Genomic DNA, 15632 nt, shown 5'->3' on the forward strand with positions numbered 1-15632 from the left:
CTCTAGTCTTACATTTGATCGGATGTGCGAATGACACGGCGGCAAGGATTCCGGTTCGTGTTACTGAGCCGTACACAGTTCTGCCACCGGCAAAGGTATCCTGACAGTGCCGGTAACGCGCCGGTCCATCCAGCGCCGCCACAAGTGCGCTGGCAGGGTGCTTGCCAGATATGAGGGGGGACTATGACTGAGCTGGGAATAGCCGTCGTAGTTGAAGACGATGAAGATGTCCGTCACCTTATTGAAGACGTGTTGAGCCAGGCCGGATTCGAGGTCCATTGCGCCGCGGGCGGACGCGAAGGGGTCGAGGCTGTCCGCAGCCGGGCGGCAAGCCTGGTGACCCTCGACGTGGGTCTTCCGGACATTGATGGATTTGAAGTCCTTCGCCGGATCCGGCAGTTCAGCGACTCCTACGTGGTGATGCTGACGGCACAGGCGGACGAGCTGGATACGCTGACCGCGCTGCATACGGGGGCCGACGACTTCCTGACCAAACCGTTCCGGCCCCGGGAGCTCCGCGCCCGCGTGGCCGCGATGATGCGGCGGCCCAGGCAGTCGATCCCACACGGAGGAACGCCCGGCCCGGATTCCGACGGCCCGGCAGCGGCCGCTGACCCTGTACTGCGCCACAATGGCCTGGCGTTGAACCCGCAGACCCGTGCCTTGACCGTTGACGGCGAGCCCATCAGCCTGACCCGCAGCGAGTTTGATCTTCTGCACGACCTGCTCAAAGGGGCCGGCGTCGTCCGGTCCAAGTCCGATCTCGTTCGGGTGGTGCGCGCCGAATACTACCGTGACGACGCCTACATCAGCGAATCCGACGAGCGGGCGGTGGAAGTACACGTCGGGAATCTGCGGCGGAAGCTGCAGGAGGACCCGGTGCAGCCGCGCTGGCTCCAGACCGTGCGCGGCGTGGGCTATCGGCTGGCGCCTGAGCTCACATAGCTCCCGTAGCCGTAGCCGTATTCGCCCTGGCCCGGCGCCGATCATCCCGGCGCCGGTCGGGCCGCCTGCCCCGGAGCTACTTTGTGCAGAGTCCACCGGTCCAGGACTTCAGGCCGGCTGTAACCAACGCGGTGCCTTCCATCCGCATCAGGGCCTTGGTTTGGAAATGTCCGTTCAGGGTCCAGTTAAAGAATCCTGTCAGGGAGGTCCGCGGGTAGCGCAGGCACACCACCATGACTCCAGGGGCTCCCGCGGTGACATCGACGGCGAACCTGACCTCGAGCTTGCTGCTGTCCAGGACACCCTTGGCGGTGTTGGCGGATGCCACCACGTCGCCCAGGACGATCCCCTGGCGTGCTGCCTCCCGGGCTGCGCCCTGCAGGCTGACGTACTGCCCGAAAGCCATTCCGAAGTCGATCACTCCTAGGAGCAACGACAGCAGGAGCGGGACGATGAGGGCGAATTCCACTGCTGCCGCGCCCCGCTGCCGATCAGACCGTTGCCGTGGGCTTCCTGGCGGGTACCTAAACATCGGATGCTCCTTTAGTGCGGTCGGTTGCTGCGCGCCGGCTCCGGCCGGGACTTCGGATGAATTGCGGGCCGGGTTCCGTGCACACCGTCAGCCTGAGAACGTATGGAGGATGTTGATGGCCGCGGGGCCCAGGATGACGATGAACAGCGGCGGGAAGATGAAGAGGAGCAATGGAAACACCACTGCCACCGGCAGCTTCATCGCTTTTTCTTCCGCCCGAAGCCGGCGTTTGATGCGCATCTGGTCGGCCTGGGGTTTCAGGACCCTCGCTATCGACAGTCCCTGGACATCGGCTTGGATGATGGCGCCGACGAAGCTTCGCAGATCCGGCACTTTGGAACGGGCCGCCATGGCCTTATACGCCTCGCGCCGGGTCCGGCCGGCCTGGATGTCCTGCAACGTACGGACCATTTCTTCCGCCAGTGGGCCCTTGCCCTTGGATCCAACGCGGGCCATGGCCACCTCGAAGCCAAGCCCGGCTTCGACCGAGATCAGCAGCTGGTCCATAACGTTGGGGAGGTCCAGTGCGATTCGGGCCTGGCGTTTGGTACCGGTGTTGTAGATCAGCAGGTCAGGCAGGAAATAGCAGGCCGCCGTGATGCACAGGGCCAGAAGGGTTCCCTGCGGGGACGCTGCACCGCCAAGGATTAGCCCGATGATGGCGCCGCCCAGTGCCGCCAGCGGTTTGATCGTCAGGAGGCGTTCCAGCGGCATAGAGGCGGGCCGTCCGGCATTTCCCAGGAGCCGGTCAAGATGCGCAACGTAGGCCCGCGGGGTCAACTGACGGGTCAGTTGGACCAGGCGGCTCTTGCGGCCGGAGGCAACTTCCGGAGGGCGGTAGGCGACGGCGACGAGTCTGGACTGGATCGCACGTTCGGTGGTCCGGTCGATGGCGATGACGGACCAGGCGAAGTAGGACATCGGAAGGATGACGGCGGCAATTAACAGCCACACTGTTGCGGACATGGACTCAACTCCCTAGAACTCGATCTTCACCATTTTGCTGATCCAGAATGAGCCGATGGCCATCATGACCACGCCGGCTCCGATGAGGATCCAGCCGAGTCCGGGCTGCAGCAGGACCGCCATGTATCCCGGATTCGAGAGGTTAATAAATGCAGCGACGAAAAACGGCAATGCGATCAGGATGTAGGCGGAGAATTTGCCCTCAGCCGCCAACGCCCGGACCTGACCCTTAATCTGCGCACGTTCCCGGACGGTTTCGGCGACGTGGTCCAGGACCCCTGCCAGATCGCCGCCGACTTCGCGGTTAATTTCGATGGCCTGGCTGAGCCATTCGAAGTCCTCGCACTGCAGTCGACGGCCAACTTCGGCCATCGATTCGGAAGTGTCCCGTCCGACCCGGTCCTCGTTGACGATTCGTGCGAGTTCTTCCGACATGGGCGGAGGCATCTCCACGCTGGCGCTGTGCATGCTCTGGGTGATGCTGTGTCCGGCCCGGAGGCTTCCGGAGAGGGACATCAGCATGTCGCTGAGCTGTTCCTCAAAGGCGGCACGGCGGCGTCCGGTCTTAATCTTGATGAACGCCAACGCGCCCACCGGGGACAGCACGGCGAACAGCAACGCCACCGCGAGTCCCTGGACCACGAGTCCCGCCAGCCCCAGGAAGAAACTGGCCGCCAGCACCAGGAGGACGAAATCGGCGGGCGGGGTCTTAATGCCCGCCCCGCTGAGCGCGTCGCGGCCGAACGGACCGGTGGTCCGGTGGCTCACATGGCGCTCCACCGCGGCAACCGTGGCGCCGCTCAGCCGGGAGATGACCGAAGTTCTCGCTTTACCCGGGAACAGCCTCCTCCGGCTGAGGGGAATGTCCGCGTAGCGGGGCCGCAGGACGACGAAAAGGGCGACCATTACTGCCACCACGATGAGGGCGACCCCGGCGACCCCGGCGAGCATGGCTGGATCGGCGACCATGCTGCTCACCGGCCCATCGTGTAGGGCGCAGTGGCAAAGATCTCCGGCGGCAGGACGATCCCCATATCGGCAAACTTCTCCACGAACCGCGGGCGGACACCCGTGGCGATGGGTTTGCCGATATAGCGGCCCTGACGATCGACGCCGGCGGCGTAGTCGAAGACAAATGCGTCCTGGAGCGTTACGACGTCCCCTTCCATCCCGAGGACTTCCGTGATGTGGGTGACCCGGCGGGTACCGTCCTTCAACCGGCTCAGCTGCACGATCAAGTGGACGGCGCTGGCGATTTGTTCCCGGATGGCCCGTAGCGGCAGATCCATCCCGGCCATCAGCACCAGCGTCTCCAGGCGGGCGATGGCGTCCCGTGGCGAGTTCGAGTGCACCGTCGAGATGGAACCGTCGTGGCCGGTGTTCATGGCCTGGAGCATGTCCAGCGCTTCGCCGCCGCGGACTTCACCGATGACGATCCGGTCCGGCCTCATTCGAAGCGAGTTCCGGACGAGCTCACGGATGCCCACTGCGCCGCGGCCTTCGACGTTGGCCGGCCGGCTTTCGAGGCGCACCACATGCTCCTGCTGCAGTTGGAGTTCCACCGCGTCCTCGATGGTGACGATGCGTTCGTCGGCGGGGATAAAGGAGGAAAGAACATTCAGCAGGGTCGTCTTTCCGGTACCGGTACCTCCGGAGACAATGACGTTCAGCCGGGCCTGAACACACGCGTCCAGGACCTGGGCCATGGCGGGGGAGATGGAATCAAAACCGATCAGGTCATCCACTGTCAGGGGCACGGCCGAGAATTTGCGGATGGTCAGTGAGGGGCCGTCGACAGCCAGCGGCGGGATGATGGCGTTGACGCGGGAACCGTCCTGGAGCCGGGCGTCAACCAGCGGGGAGGACTCGTCGATCCGCCGCCCGATGCGTGAAACGATGCGTTCGATGACCCTGCGCAGGTGGGCGTCGGAACTGAACGTGGTGCCGGTCAGATGCAGCCGGCCGGACCGTTCGACGTAGATCCGGTCAGCGCCGTTGACCATGATTTCCGTGACCAGCGGATCGTCCAGAAGCCGCTGGAGGGGTCCCAGTCCCAGAACCTCGTCGACGATCTCACGGACCAGGCGACGCCGTTCCTCAGGCGTCAACGGGACCTGCTCTTCGTCGATGAAGGAAGCGAGTGCCTCCCGGACCATTCGCCGGACGTCGCCCTCGTCGAGGCTGTTGTCCGTGATACGGCCGCCCAGACGGGCTGCCAGTTCGGCGGCCGCGCGTTTCTTGATGCCGGCGAGGGCATCGGGGGACGCGATTTGCGGGGCCTTAACTGTCCGGTCCTCAGGGCGTGCTCCGGCCGCTTCCAGCGTGCCGGCGGACGGCGCGGGGGCTGCGGATCCATCGGGCAGTGTCTGGCCCTCAGCGGAAAGTCGGACGGCTTCGAGTCGGTCGATGAGACTCATGAGATGGCGGCCCTTCGTTGGGAGAACTTGCGGGAAGGCGGAGGCCCGGCCGGGGAGAATTTAGCCACGAGGTCCCGCAGGCTCTTGAGTGCAGGATCCCTCCGGCCGTCGTGTACCAGAGGTATACCCGCGTTGGTCGAAAACGGAAGTGTCTTCGAACGCGGTAGCTGGATGTCAACGGGCCTGCCGACGGTGGCTTCAACATCCGCGACAGTCAATCCGCTGTGCCGGTCGGTGAAATTGAGCACCACGGTGTTGGACGGTGGCATCAGGTCCAGCTGGCGCAGGACTTCGAAGCCGTTGTTGAGTCCGCGGATGCTGGGGATATCCATGCCCACTACCCAGATTCCCTCGGTTGCAAGTTCCAGGATTGCCAGGACCTCTTCGCTGAGTCCCGGGGCGGTGTCCAAAACGACGTACGCAAACTCCAGGGAGAGCTGATTGATCAGCGTTGTCACCTGCGCCGCCTTGATGAGGTCGGCTTCGGCAGGCATCCGGGGCGCGCACATTGCGTAGAGCCCCGACGAGTGCGGAGTGAGGAATGCCTTGAGCACCATAGAGTCGATTGAGGCCGCGCCAAGGACGGCGTCACTGATGGTGTACTGAGGATCAAGGCTGAGCCCCGAGGCGACGTCTCCGAACTGGAGATCGAGGTCAACAATCACGACGTCCTTCGGTGCCACCTTGGCCAGTCCGACTGCCAGGTTCGTGGAAACGGTGGTTTTGCCCACGCCGCCCTTGGGTGACATCACGGCCAGCACCCGGCCCCGCTTCTGGCCTGTTTCCTCGGCGGCAGCCTGCTTGCGGCTCAGCGACGTAGCGGCCGCGCGCTCAAGGGCGTGGCGCAGCAGCTCTGCCGGCGCATCCGGTGCAATGACATCGCGGACGCCGGAGCGCATGGCGGCCAGCGTCAGTTCGGCCGAAGTGACGGCCGCCAGTACCACAACAATGTCCGGTGCCAGCCGGTCCAGGCCTGTGGCCAGGGCAAAGACCTGTTCGGCTTCAATGTCAGGGCCACAGACAACCACGTCGACGGAGCCGCCGGTATTCAGGGCCAGAATGTCGGCGGCTGTCGCGCCGGAGGCCACCGCCTGTACCACATGGGCGGGTCCGAGCGACGCGGTGAGATGACGCTCGAATTCCGGGGACGCTGTGAGCGCCAGGAAGCGGCTCATTGGAAGATACCGCGGGTATTGACGGGGGTGCGGTCGCTGGCGGGCGTGTTCGGCGTCTGTCTCGTCAGCCAGATGTTGCCAGTCCGGGAACTGAGGATGATCTTGGCGGCGTCTGTGGAATTGCGGGCCAAGGTGACGAAGGAGGATCCTGTCGGGACTGCCGACGTGCCCTCGGGGGTGGTGATGGTGCTGGGCGGGGCCCTGCTGGATAGCGGTCACGAGGACCTTGTCAAAGACCACCTGTGTGCTGGTCACTTCCGGCGTTGCCGGGTCAGCCTGGGTGACGAAGAGGCCCACCAGGTCACCGGCGCGGACGGTGCCGCCCACCACGCTTTCCGGCGGCAGGAGGATGGTGACTTCCTGCATACCTTCCGGGACTTGCACGGATCCCGGAGCGATCCGCTGCGACGGGTCAACGAGCCGGCTTTCGAGCAACTGCTCACCCGGTTTCAGATCCACAGCCGTCACGAGCCCGCTGGTGACGTTCAACGATGTCATCGCCCCCGGGGTCATTGCGGCGCCGGGGATGGAGCGGACCTTGAGGAAGGCGCTCAGGTCCTCCGACCTGGTCCCTGCCGGAACTTCCGAATCCACAACGATGACGTCCACGGGCTCCAGCGACGCCTGTGCCCGGCGGTCAGCATTGGACACGTAGTTGACCAGCATCATGGTGCCAATGATGGCCAGCACAAGTGCCGTGAGGCCTCCGAGCAAACGTGATTTCATGGTTGGTTCCTAACCTCTTGTTACACCTCGGTACTGCGTGAACGCACGGTGTGGCGTCGGACCGCGTGAAGGGGAGGCCCCGGGTGGGACTGGCTGCCCCCGGCACACGGCTGCCGGCTGCCCCGGTTGACGGACAGCCGGCAGAGTGGCGGGCGGGAAAACTGACTAGGGAGTGGTGGGGATCTTGCCCGCGACGTTGGTGAACATGGAGGAGAGGTTGCCGCCGAAGGTGGTGACAGCGCCGATGATGACCACGGCGATCAGCGCGACCATGATGCCGTATTCAACGGCGGTGGCACCCTTTTCTTCATCCGTGAGGCGGGTTTTGATACCGGAGACGAAAACCATCATTGAGACCAGTGCAGCGTTCATTGTTATATCCCTTTTTTGTGAGTGCTGATGAAATTCAAAGTCCCGGCGCCCCCCAGATGGATTGCCGGGTCCTCGATGTCTCAAGGTTTACACGGGTAATGGTTACGGGGACAACCAACTGAAGTACCCGTGTTTTTCACACCCGTAACACCGAATTACTTACTTACCGCGAGGCGCAACCTGAGTACACTACTTGGTCGGCTGGTGGGGGTACTCAAGTAGTTCCGCTACGTGAATAGTGACGGAAGGAGTGCCGGACCCAATTCGGCGCCAAAAACCACGGCGGCAATGCAGCCGGCAAACATGGAGGGCCCGAACGGTACCGGGCTCTTTCGCCCCGCCAATCCGGCGAGGAGCAGAATTCCCCCCACGAGGGCGCCGATCAAAAAACCGAGGGAAACCCCGAGCACTAACTGACCGACGGAGAGATATCCGAGGGGGAGGGCAAGTACTGCGGAAAATTTCACATCGCCCATTCCCATGCCCCGTGGAGAAATAAGCGCCAGTACGAGATAAATCACGAATGTTGCGGCCGATCCGATGAATGCAACAACAAGGTTGGCCCATCTTTCATTTACTGCAGCGTCCAGCAGCAGCAGCGCCGACCCCGTCCCGAGGGCTGGAATGACAAGCCGGTTGGGCAGCAGCCTGAAGTGCAGATCGATCCGGGAAAGGACGACGCCGGCGGCACTGAGAAAAAGAAGGGCAGGCAGAAGCCATGACGCGCCAAACCGCCACGCCATCACCATAAACAGTGCGCCCGTAAAGACGGCGGCGGGCACGTGGCTCCGGCGTCCAGCCGCCAGGTCGAGAGCCGGCAGAAGACGCTGCGCGCCGAACGTGGCGGCCGGACCGGCGGCGAGGCCCAGCAGCCCGGCTGCCACGATGAAGGCTAAGGAGAAGGGGATGGCTGACGCACGCTGCCTTCTGGTTGGTGGGATCCGCATCGCAGGCCGGCCTCACGGTGTCGAAGCGCCGGACCCGGATCGCCGGGACGTCGCTGGAGTGCAAGTCAGATTGTATTTTGACCTGCACCCTTAACGCAGGCTATTCTTGGTAGTCGTTGTGCGTGTCCTTTCTCGATGATGCGTGCCCGCTTGAGAATCCGGTTGCAGGATAACTACTCAACGTGCACATTCGGGACTTCAGGATGACTGGTTACATGGAGCCCTCACCTCTGTTCCGGTAGCGCATAGATAGTAGGCGCACTTTTCCGCGTGACGCCTAAAACAAGAACGCCAGAACAAGAACGAGGCAAACACCGTGCGTACGTACACCCCGAAGCCCGGCGATATCAACCGCCAGTGGCACGTCATTGACGCCACAGACGTTGTCCTTGGTCGTCTCGCCAGCCAGACCGCAATCCTGCTGCGCGGCAAGCACAAGGCCACCTTTGCGTCCCACATGGACATGGGCGATTTCGTCATCATCATCAACGCTGAAAAGGTAGCCCTCACCGGCGCCAAGCTGGAGCAGAAGCGGGCCTACCGCCACTCCGGTTACCCGGGCGGCCTGACCTCCGTCAACTACGCGGAGCTGCTTGAGTCCAACCCGGTCCGCGCCGTGGAGAAGGCCATCAAGGGCATGCTCCCGAAGAACTCCCTCGCTGCACAGCAGCTGGGCAAGCTGAAGGTTTACCGCGGTGCCGAGCACCCGCACGCCGCCCAGCAGCCCAAGACTTTCGAAATCACCCAGGTCGCCCAGTAGTCCTGGCCACCAACCAACTTTTATCAAGGAGAATCGTGGCTCAGAACGAAGAACTGACCACCGAGGCCGTTGAGGCTGAGGAAAACCTGACCAGCTACACCTCGGAAAGCGGTGCTGCGGAAGCAGCAGCGCCGAAGACGGAACGCCCGGCCCTGACCGTTGCCGGCGCAGCTGTTGGCCGCCGCAAGGAAGCCGTTGCACGCGTCCGCGTTGTGCCCGGCTCCGGCAAGTGGATCATCAACGGCCGCGAGCTGGCGAACTACTTCCCGAACAAGCTGCACCAGCAGGATGTCAACGAACCCTTCAAGATCCTCGATCTTGACGGCGCCTATGACGTCATCGCCCGTATCCACGGTGGCGGTATTTCCGGCCAGGCCGGCGCCTTGCGCCTTGGTATCGCCCGTTCGCTGAACGAGATCGACACCGAGAACAACCGCGCGACCCTGAAGAAGGCCGGCTACCTGCGTCGTGACGCACGCGTCATCGAGCGCAAGAAGGCTGGCCTCAAGAAGGCCCGTAAGGCTCAGCAGTACTCCAAGCGCTAAATCGCGTTTGCGCAAAAGCCCGTTCCGCCCTCGTGGCGGGGCGGGTTTTTGCCGTTTAGCCGGAGGTCTGACCTGCCGGCGCTGCGAATAGTTGCGACGGGCGGCACCGGCGATGGTTGCGGATCGACTAAACTTGATCCGATGTCTAGATTATTTGGAACAGATGGTGTCCGAGGCCTGGCGAACGGCCTGCTCACGGCCGAGCTTGCGCTGCAACTGGCGCAGGCCGCCGCCGTCGTGTTGGGTCACGACCGTGTCACCGGCGGGGCCCGGCCACGCGCGGTGGTCGCCCGTGACCCGCGGGCCAGCGGAGAATTTATTGCCGCTGCTGTGGAAGCGGGGCTGTCCAGCTCCGGCATCGATGTCTACGACGCCGGCGTGCTGCCCACCCCGGCGGCGGCCTATCTGGTCGCTGACCTTGACGCCGACTTTGGCGTGATGATCTCCGCGTCCCACAACCCCGCGCCGGATAACGGGATCAAGTTCTTCGCCAGAGGCGGCCAGAAGCTTCCCGACGATGTTGAGGCCGCCATTGAGGCCCAGCTCGGCAACGAACCGTTCAGGCCCGTGGGAGGCGATATCGGGCGCATCCAGCGGTTCTCGGATGCCGAGGACCGTTACATCGTGCATTTGCTCGGAAGCCTGCCGCACCGTCTCGATGGCCTCAAGGTGGTCCTCGACTGTGCCCACGGCGCGGCCAGCGGCTGCTCCCCGCAGGTTTTCAAGGATGCGGGTGCGGACGTCTTTGTGATCGGCGCCGAGCCCGACGGCCACAACATCAATGAAGGCGTCGGCTCCACGCACATGGGCCCGCTTAAACGGGCAGTCCTTGAACGCGGCGCGGATCTTGGTATTGCCCATGACGGAGACGCCGACCGTTGCCTCGCCGTGGACCATGAAGGCAACGAAATCGACGGCGACCAGATCATGGCCATCCTCGCCGTGGCACTGAAGAATTCCGGAAAACTCAAGGACGATGTCCTCGTTGCCACCGTCATGAGCAATCTGGGGCTGAAAATCGCCCTGCGCGAGGCCGGGATCAGCCTCCGCGAAACCGGGGTGGGGGACCGTTACGTCCTGGAGGAAATGCGAAACGGCGGGTTCAGCCTCGGCGGCGAACAGTCCGGGCACGTGATCTTCGCGGACCATGCGACCACGGGCGACGGCGTCCTTACCGGCCTCCAGCTTGCTGCCCAGGTGGCGCTCACCGGCCGCCCGCTGAAGGAGCTGGCCACGGTGATGACCAAGCTCCCGCAGGTTCTGATCAATGTCACCGGCGTTGACCGCACCCGGGTGAAGGGCGACGCCGCTGTCACTGCGGCGGTAGCCCTCGCGGAAGCCGAACTCGGCGGCACTGGGAGGGTTCTGCTCCGCCCGTCCGGGACCGAGCCGGTGGTACGCGTGATGGTGGAAGCCGCCGACGAAGGCACCGCCCAGCACGTGGCTGAAGGCCTCGCCCAGGTGGTCCGGAAAGAACTCGCCCTGGCGCTCGTCTCCGACTGACGGCCGAAGCGCTATTTGCGGAGCGCGTCGCGGATCTCCGTCAGCAGGGCGATCTGCGCGTCCTCCGCGGACTCGACTTTGACGTCCTCGTTGATCCCAAGGCTGCGATTGCGCCGCTCGATCAGATGGTTCATGGGCAGCACCACGAGGAAATAGACGGCGGCGGCAATCATCACGAATGAGATGACCGACGAGATCACCGCACCGTACCTGTAGCCCTCCCATGCCATATCCTCCACGCCCTTGGCGTTGAACAGCCGGCCGATCAGGGGCGTCAATAAACCGTCAACAATGGATGTGACGACTGCGCCGAATGCCGCGCCGATGACGACGGCAACCGCAAGATCAACCACGTTGCCCTTCATGATGAAATTCCTGAATCCAGTCAGCATGACACCACGGTAGCCGGTTCCACCCGCAGCAGCTGACGCCCGCGCTGACTCCGGGGCTATTACGTCACGGATACGCGGGCGCAGCGTCCAGCCCGAAGTACTCCTCCAGGGTGTCTACGCCGCGGTTCTTCATGTCCGTGGCGGCCTCGACGCCGATAAAGCGCAGATGCCAGGGCTCGTAGTAATAGCCCGTGGTCCCATGGAACATCCACGGGTAGCGGACCACGAAGCCGAACCGGTGCCCGCTAGCCGCTGCCCACGCAGCCGACGGCTGTTTCGCAAAACAAGGCATAAAGCCGCAGGCGCCGCTGCCGTCGCCGATGTCGAAGGACCAGCCCGTCTGATGTTCGGAATAGCCGGGCCGGGCCGATGCGGTGTCCGCTTCGACCTGCCCGCGGGTGTTCACGTAGTTCGCGTAGGTGGCGGTCTGCGTTGCATAGGACCGGTAGCCGCTGGCCAGTGTCATCGTGATGCCGTCCGCCGCCGCGGCCGCAAACATCTCTTCTGCCGCAGCCGCGGTCGTGCTGTTCAGCAGGGCTGCCGCACCGGCAGAGGCAAGCCGGATGCGTGGCTGGACGAGGTCGGCCGGTTCGAAGGCGGCAGGTATCAGCGGCCGGCGCTTGTTAACGATCACCCAGGGGCTGGCGGGGTCGACGAGGGAATGCTGCTTCCCGGGCGGGGCCGACGCCGGAACCCCCGTGGCCGGCGCCGGCGTTGCGGCTTCGTCCGTGGCGGCAGGCCCGGGCGGCGGCGTCGTGGCCGCTTCGGTCGCTGTCGGTGCCGCCGCTGCTGCCGCCGTCGACGCCACCGGCGCCGGTGTGGCGGCGGCAGGCAGTGGCGGGGCGCCGGGGCTGCAGGCGGTCGCCGCCGCCAGGCCGGACCCGGCCGCGAGGAAGCGGGCAAACGCCCTGCGGCTCGGCCCGGCAGCGCGGTTGTGGCACACGCGTGCTAGACCTTCCTCAGCAGCATGCGCCGGATCGAGTGATCCGCGTCCTTGGTCAGCACCAACTGGGCGCGTCCCCGGGTTGGCAGGACATTTTCCTCCAGGTTCGGCTCGTTGATGCGCTTCCAGATCCCGCGGGCTGTCTCCTCGGCCTCGTCATCGGACAGCGTGGCGTAACGGTGGAAATATGACTCGGGCTGGGCGAATGCCGTACTGCGCAAGGAGCGGAAACGCTCCACGTACCATTCCTCGATAAAGGAGGTCTTGGCGTCGACGTAGATGGAGAAATCGAAGAAATCACTTAGTGCCAGGCCCTGCCGGCCGTCATGGCGTGGGCGGGCCGGGGCCAGCACATTCAGCCCCTCCACAATCAGCACGTCCGGGCGGCGGACCACGACTTCCCTGCCGGGGACAATGTCATACGTGACGTGGGAATACCAGGGCGCCCTGACTTCTTCGGCGCCGCTCTTGATTTCGCTCACGAAGCGCAGCAGCGCGCGGCGGTCGTACGACTCCGGAAATCCCTTGCGCTCAAGAAGCTGGCGGCGCTTGAGCTCCGCGAGCGGGTAGAGGAATCCGTCCGTCGTGATGAGCTCGACGTTGGGGGTGCCGGGCCAGCGGCGCAGCATTTCACGGAGTACACGGGCAATCGTGGACTTCCCCACGGCCACCGAGCCGGCCACGCCGATCACGAACGGTGTGCGCTGGGTGGTCTCGCCGAGAAACGTTGTGGTTGCGGCGTGCAGTTGGCCGGCGGCCTCGACATACAGGTGCAGGAGCCGGGACAGGGGGAGGTAGACCTCGCGGACTTCCCGCATGTCGAGGGGATCGTCCAGGCCGCGGAGCCGGACGACGTCCTCTTCGTTGAGGGGCTGCTCCATCTGGGCAGCAAGCCGGGACCAGGTCTGCCTGTCCAGCTCCACGAACGGCGAGACGCCGTCGCCGTTCGTTTCATTGCGTTGCAGAGTCACCCTCCTGATTCTGCCGTTTGCGCGGCCAACTGCGAAATGGACTGGCCGGGACGGCCCGGGCAAGACCGCGCGGTGACCGGCCCGCCGGACCGCAGGGGCGCCTGCGGCGGTAACGTTCCTTCGTCCCCGAACCCGGAAACCGTTAGGCTTAGGCCCATGTGTGGAATCGTTGGATATGTGGGTCATGCAAATGGCCGGGTAAATGCTGGACACAATGCCTTGGATGTTGTCCTTGAAGGACTACGGCGCCTCGAGTACCGCGGCTACGACTCCGCGGGGATCGCTGTTGTCGCTGACGGCTCCATCTCGTCCCGGAAGAAGTCCGGGAAACTGGCCAACCTGACCGCTGCGCTGGAGGCGGATCCGTTGCCGGCGTCGCTGACCGGGATCGGTCATACGCGCTGGGCCACGCACGGTGGACCGACGGACCAGAACGCGCACCCGCACCTCGCCGACGGCGGGAAGCTGGCAGTGATCCACAACGGCATCATCGAAAACTTTGCCGAACTCAAGCTGGAACTTCTCCGCAAGGGCGTAACGTTCGCGTCTGAAACGGACACCGAAGTCGCGGCGGCGCTGCTCGGGGACATCTACCGCGAACAGCTCGGCGGCGATCCGTCCAGGGGCGGACTGACGAAGGCCATGCAGTTGGCCTGCCAGCGCCTGGAGGGCGCCTTCACGCTGCTGGCCGTGCACGCCGACCAGCCCGACGTGGTGGTCGCCGCGCGCCGGAATTCCCCGCTCGTCGTCGGTCTCGGCGAGGGCGAGAACTTCCTCGGATCCGACGTCTCCGGTTTCATCGACTACACCCGGCGTGCCGTGGAGCTGGGCCAGGACCAGATCGTCACCATCAGCGCCGACGCCGTGGAGATCACGGACTTCTACGGCGCCCCCGCCGAAGGCAAGGAATACCACGTGAACTGGGATCCGGCCTCCGCGGAAAAGGGCGGGTTCCCGTCCTTTATGGAAAAGGAAATCCACGACCAGCCCGACGCCGTCCTGCAGACCCTCCTGGGCCGCTCCGACATCGACGGGAAACTGACCCTTGATGAGCTCCGGATCGATCCGGCACTGCTCAAGAGCGTTAACAAGATCATTGTTCTCGCGTGCGGGACCTCTGCCTACGCCGGGCAGGTCGCCAAATACGCGATCGAGCACTGGTGCCGGATCCCCACCGAGGTGGAGCTCTCCCACGAATTCCGCTACCGGGACCCGATCGTGGACGCCAACACGCTCATTGTCTCGATCTCGCAGTCCGGAGAGACCATGGATACCCTGATGGCCGTCCGCTACGCCAAGGAACAGGGCGCCAAGACGGTCTCGATCTGCAACACCAACGGGTCCACCATCCCGCGCGAGTCCGACGCCGTGCTCTACACGCACGCCGGACCGGAGATCGCGGTGGCCTCCACCAAGGCGTTCCTCGCGCAGATCACCGCCGCGTACCTGCTGGGGCTTTATTTGGCACAGCTGCGCGGCAACAAGTTCCAGGGCGAAATAAAGGACATCCTGGCCGACCTGGGCAAAATCCCGGCAAAAATCCAGCAGATCCTGGACAACGAGGAAGAGATCAAGGAACTCGGCCGGTCCATGGCCGATGCCAAGTCCGTCCTGTTCCTGGGCCGCCACGTCGGCTACCCGGTGGCGATGGAAGGTGCCCTCAAGCTCAAGGAGCTGGCCTACATCCACGCGGAAGGCTTCGCCGCCGGAGAACTCAAGCACGGTCCGATCGCGCTGATCGAGGAAGGCCAGCCCGTCTTTGTGGTGGTCCCCTCACCGCGCGGCCGGGATTCGCTGCATGCGAAGGTCGTCTCCAACATCCAGGAAGTCCGCGCACGCGGCGCCAGAACCATCGTGATTGCGGAAGAAGGCGACGAAGCGGTCACAGCGTACGCCGAGCACGTCTTCTACATCCCGGAGTCCCCGACACTCCTGGCCCCGCTGCTCGCCACGGTGCCGTTGCAGATCTTCGCGCTCGCACTCGCCTCGGCCAAGGGCTATGACGTGGACCAGCCACGTAACCTTGCCAAGAGCGTGACCGTAGAATAACGCCATGATCGTTGGAATTGGTGTAGACGTCGTAGACATTGAGCGGTTCGGCCGGCAGCTGGAGCGGACGCCGGGGCTGCGGGACCGGTTGTTCGTCCCCGCTGAGCGGGAGCTAAACACCCGCTCCCTGGCCGCGCGCTTCGCGGCCAAGGAAGCCGTGGCCAAGGTGCTCGGGGCGCCGGCCGGCATGAACTGGCAGGACTGCTGGATCGGGCTGGACCAGAACGGGCCCACCGTCCAGGTCAAAGGCACGGTGCTGGCGGTGGCGGACTCCAAGGGCGTCAAACGCTGGCACCTGTCCATGAGCCACGACGGCGGAATCGCCACCGCGACGGTCATCGCCGAAGGCTGACGGCCGGCCGGGCGTTCCCGGCATCAACAGCACCGCA

The 15632-nt window shown here is 64.4% G+C and carries 16 protein-coding genes; 6 read left to right on the plus strand and 10 right to left on the minus strand.

Annotated elements, in window-relative coordinates; genetic code table 11:
* Nucleotides 1–183 precede the first annotated feature (183 nt).
* On the plus strand, nt 184–945 hold the full coding sequence (locus KY499_RS15700) for a response regulator transcription factor (RefSeq protein WP_219885784.1): 762 nt from the start codon (nt 184–186) through the stop codon (nt 943–945).
* 76 nt (nt 946–1021) lie between these two features.
* Here KY499_RS15700 and KY499_RS15705 read toward each other — a convergent pair whose 3' ends face one another.
* The 7 genes from KY499_RS15705 to KY499_RS15735 all read right to left on the minus strand — a co-directional run bounded on the left by KY499_RS15705 (nt 1022) and on the right by KY499_RS15735 (nt 8017).
* Nucleotides 1022–1414: a TadE/TadG family type IV pilus assembly protein gene (locus KY499_RS15705; protein WP_258190825.1), complete on the minus strand. Its 393-nt coding sequence runs from the start codon at nt 1412–1414 to the stop codon at nt 1022–1024.
* Between the two features lie 150 nt (nt 1415–1564).
* Nucleotides 1565–2443, minus strand: coding sequence for a type II secretion system F family protein (locus KY499_RS15710; RefSeq protein ID WP_123257088.1), 879 nt, complete (start codon nt 2441–2443; stop codon nt 1565–1567).
* 12 nt (nt 2444–2455) lie between these two features.
* Nucleotides 2456–3412 (minus strand): type II secretion system F family protein, encoded by a 957-nt coding sequence (locus tag KY499_RS15715; RefSeq protein WP_258191112.1) that lies wholly within the window; start codon nt 3410–3412, stop codon nt 2456–2458.
* A 5-nt stretch (nt 3413–3417) separates the two neighbouring features.
* Nucleotides 3418–4860, minus strand: coding sequence for a CpaF family protein (locus KY499_RS15720; RefSeq protein WP_123257090.1), 1443 nt, complete (start codon nt 4858–4860; stop codon nt 3418–3420).
* Nucleotides 4857–6761, minus strand: a complete 1905-nt coding sequence (locus KY499_RS18625) for an RcpC/CpaB family pilus assembly protein (RefSeq protein ID WP_219885785.1) — start codon at nt 6759–6761, stop codon at nt 4857–4859. The genes KY499_RS15720 and KY499_RS18625 overlap by 4 nt, the downstream gene beginning before the upstream one ends.
* A gap of 165 nt (nt 6762–6926) precedes the next feature.
* A complete protein-coding gene (locus tag KY499_RS15730; protein ID WP_258190826.1) occupies nt 6927–7133 on the minus strand; it encodes a Flp family type IVb pilin in 207 nt (68 codons plus the stop codon).
* A 227-nt stretch (nt 7134–7360) separates the two neighbouring features.
* Nucleotides 7361–8017, minus strand: a complete 657-nt coding sequence (locus KY499_RS15735; protein ID WP_219885786.1) for an A24 family peptidase — start codon at nt 8015–8017, stop codon at nt 7361–7363.
* A 379-nt stretch (nt 8018–8396) separates the two neighbouring features.
* Between KY499_RS15735 and rplM the strand changes: the two genes are divergently transcribed.
* From rplM to glmM, 3 genes are all read left to right on the plus strand, one after another.
* On the plus strand, nt 8397–8840 hold the full coding sequence (gene rplM / locus KY499_RS15740) for a 50S ribosomal protein L13 (RefSeq protein ID WP_015937805.1): 444 nt from the start codon (nt 8397–8399) through the stop codon (nt 8838–8840).
* 35 nt (nt 8841–8875) lie between these two features.
* Nucleotides 8876–9385 (plus strand): 30S ribosomal protein S9, encoded by a 510-nt coding sequence (gene rpsI, locus KY499_RS15745; RefSeq protein WP_123255301.1) that lies wholly within the window; start codon nt 8876–8878, stop codon nt 9383–9385.
* Between the two features lie 141 nt (nt 9386–9526).
* The gene (glmM, locus tag KY499_RS15750) at nt 9527–10888 is read left to right on the plus strand and encodes a phosphoglucosamine mutase (protein WP_123255302.1); all 1362 of its coding nucleotides are present in this window, start codon (nt 9527–9529) and stop codon (nt 10886–10888) included.
* Between the two features lie 11 nt (nt 10889–10899).
* Here glmM and mscL read toward each other — a convergent pair whose 3' ends face one another.
* The 3 genes from mscL to coaA form a co-directional block, all read right to left on the minus strand.
* Nucleotides 10900–11280: a large conductance mechanosensitive channel protein MscL gene (mscL, locus tag KY499_RS15755; protein WP_123255303.1), complete on the minus strand. Its 381-nt coding sequence runs from the start codon at nt 11278–11280 to the stop codon at nt 10900–10902.
* Nucleotides 11281–11344: 64 nt separating this feature from the next.
* The gene (locus tag KY499_RS15760) at nt 11345–12223 is read right to left on the minus strand and encodes a D-alanyl-D-alanine carboxypeptidase family protein (RefSeq protein ID WP_219885787.1); all 879 of its coding nucleotides are present in this window, start codon (nt 12221–12223) and stop codon (nt 11345–11347) included.
* A 5-nt stretch (nt 12224–12228) separates the two neighbouring features.
* Nucleotides 12229–13194, minus strand: a complete 966-nt coding sequence (gene coaA / locus KY499_RS15765) for a type I pantothenate kinase (RefSeq protein ID WP_123255305.1) — start codon at nt 13192–13194, stop codon at nt 12229–12231.
* A 156-nt stretch (nt 13195–13350) separates the two neighbouring features.
* Between coaA and glmS the strand changes: the two genes are divergently transcribed.
* Nucleotides 13351–15243 (plus strand): glutamine--fructose-6-phosphate transaminase (isomerizing), encoded by a 1893-nt coding sequence (glmS, locus tag KY499_RS15770; RefSeq protein WP_219885788.1) that lies wholly within the window; start codon nt 13351–13353, stop codon nt 15241–15243.
* A 4-nt stretch (nt 15244–15247) separates the two neighbouring features.
* Entirely contained in the window at nt 15248–15595 is a 348-nt protein-coding gene (locus KY499_RS15775; protein ID WP_219885789.1) for a holo-ACP synthase, read from the plus strand.
* Nucleotides 15596–15632: the final 37 nt, after the last annotated feature.

It is taken from the genome of Arthrobacter sp. PAMC25284 (assembly GCF_019443425.1).
GTDB lineage: Bacteria > Actinomycetota > Actinomycetes > Actinomycetales > Micrococcaceae > Arthrobacter > Arthrobacter oryzae_A.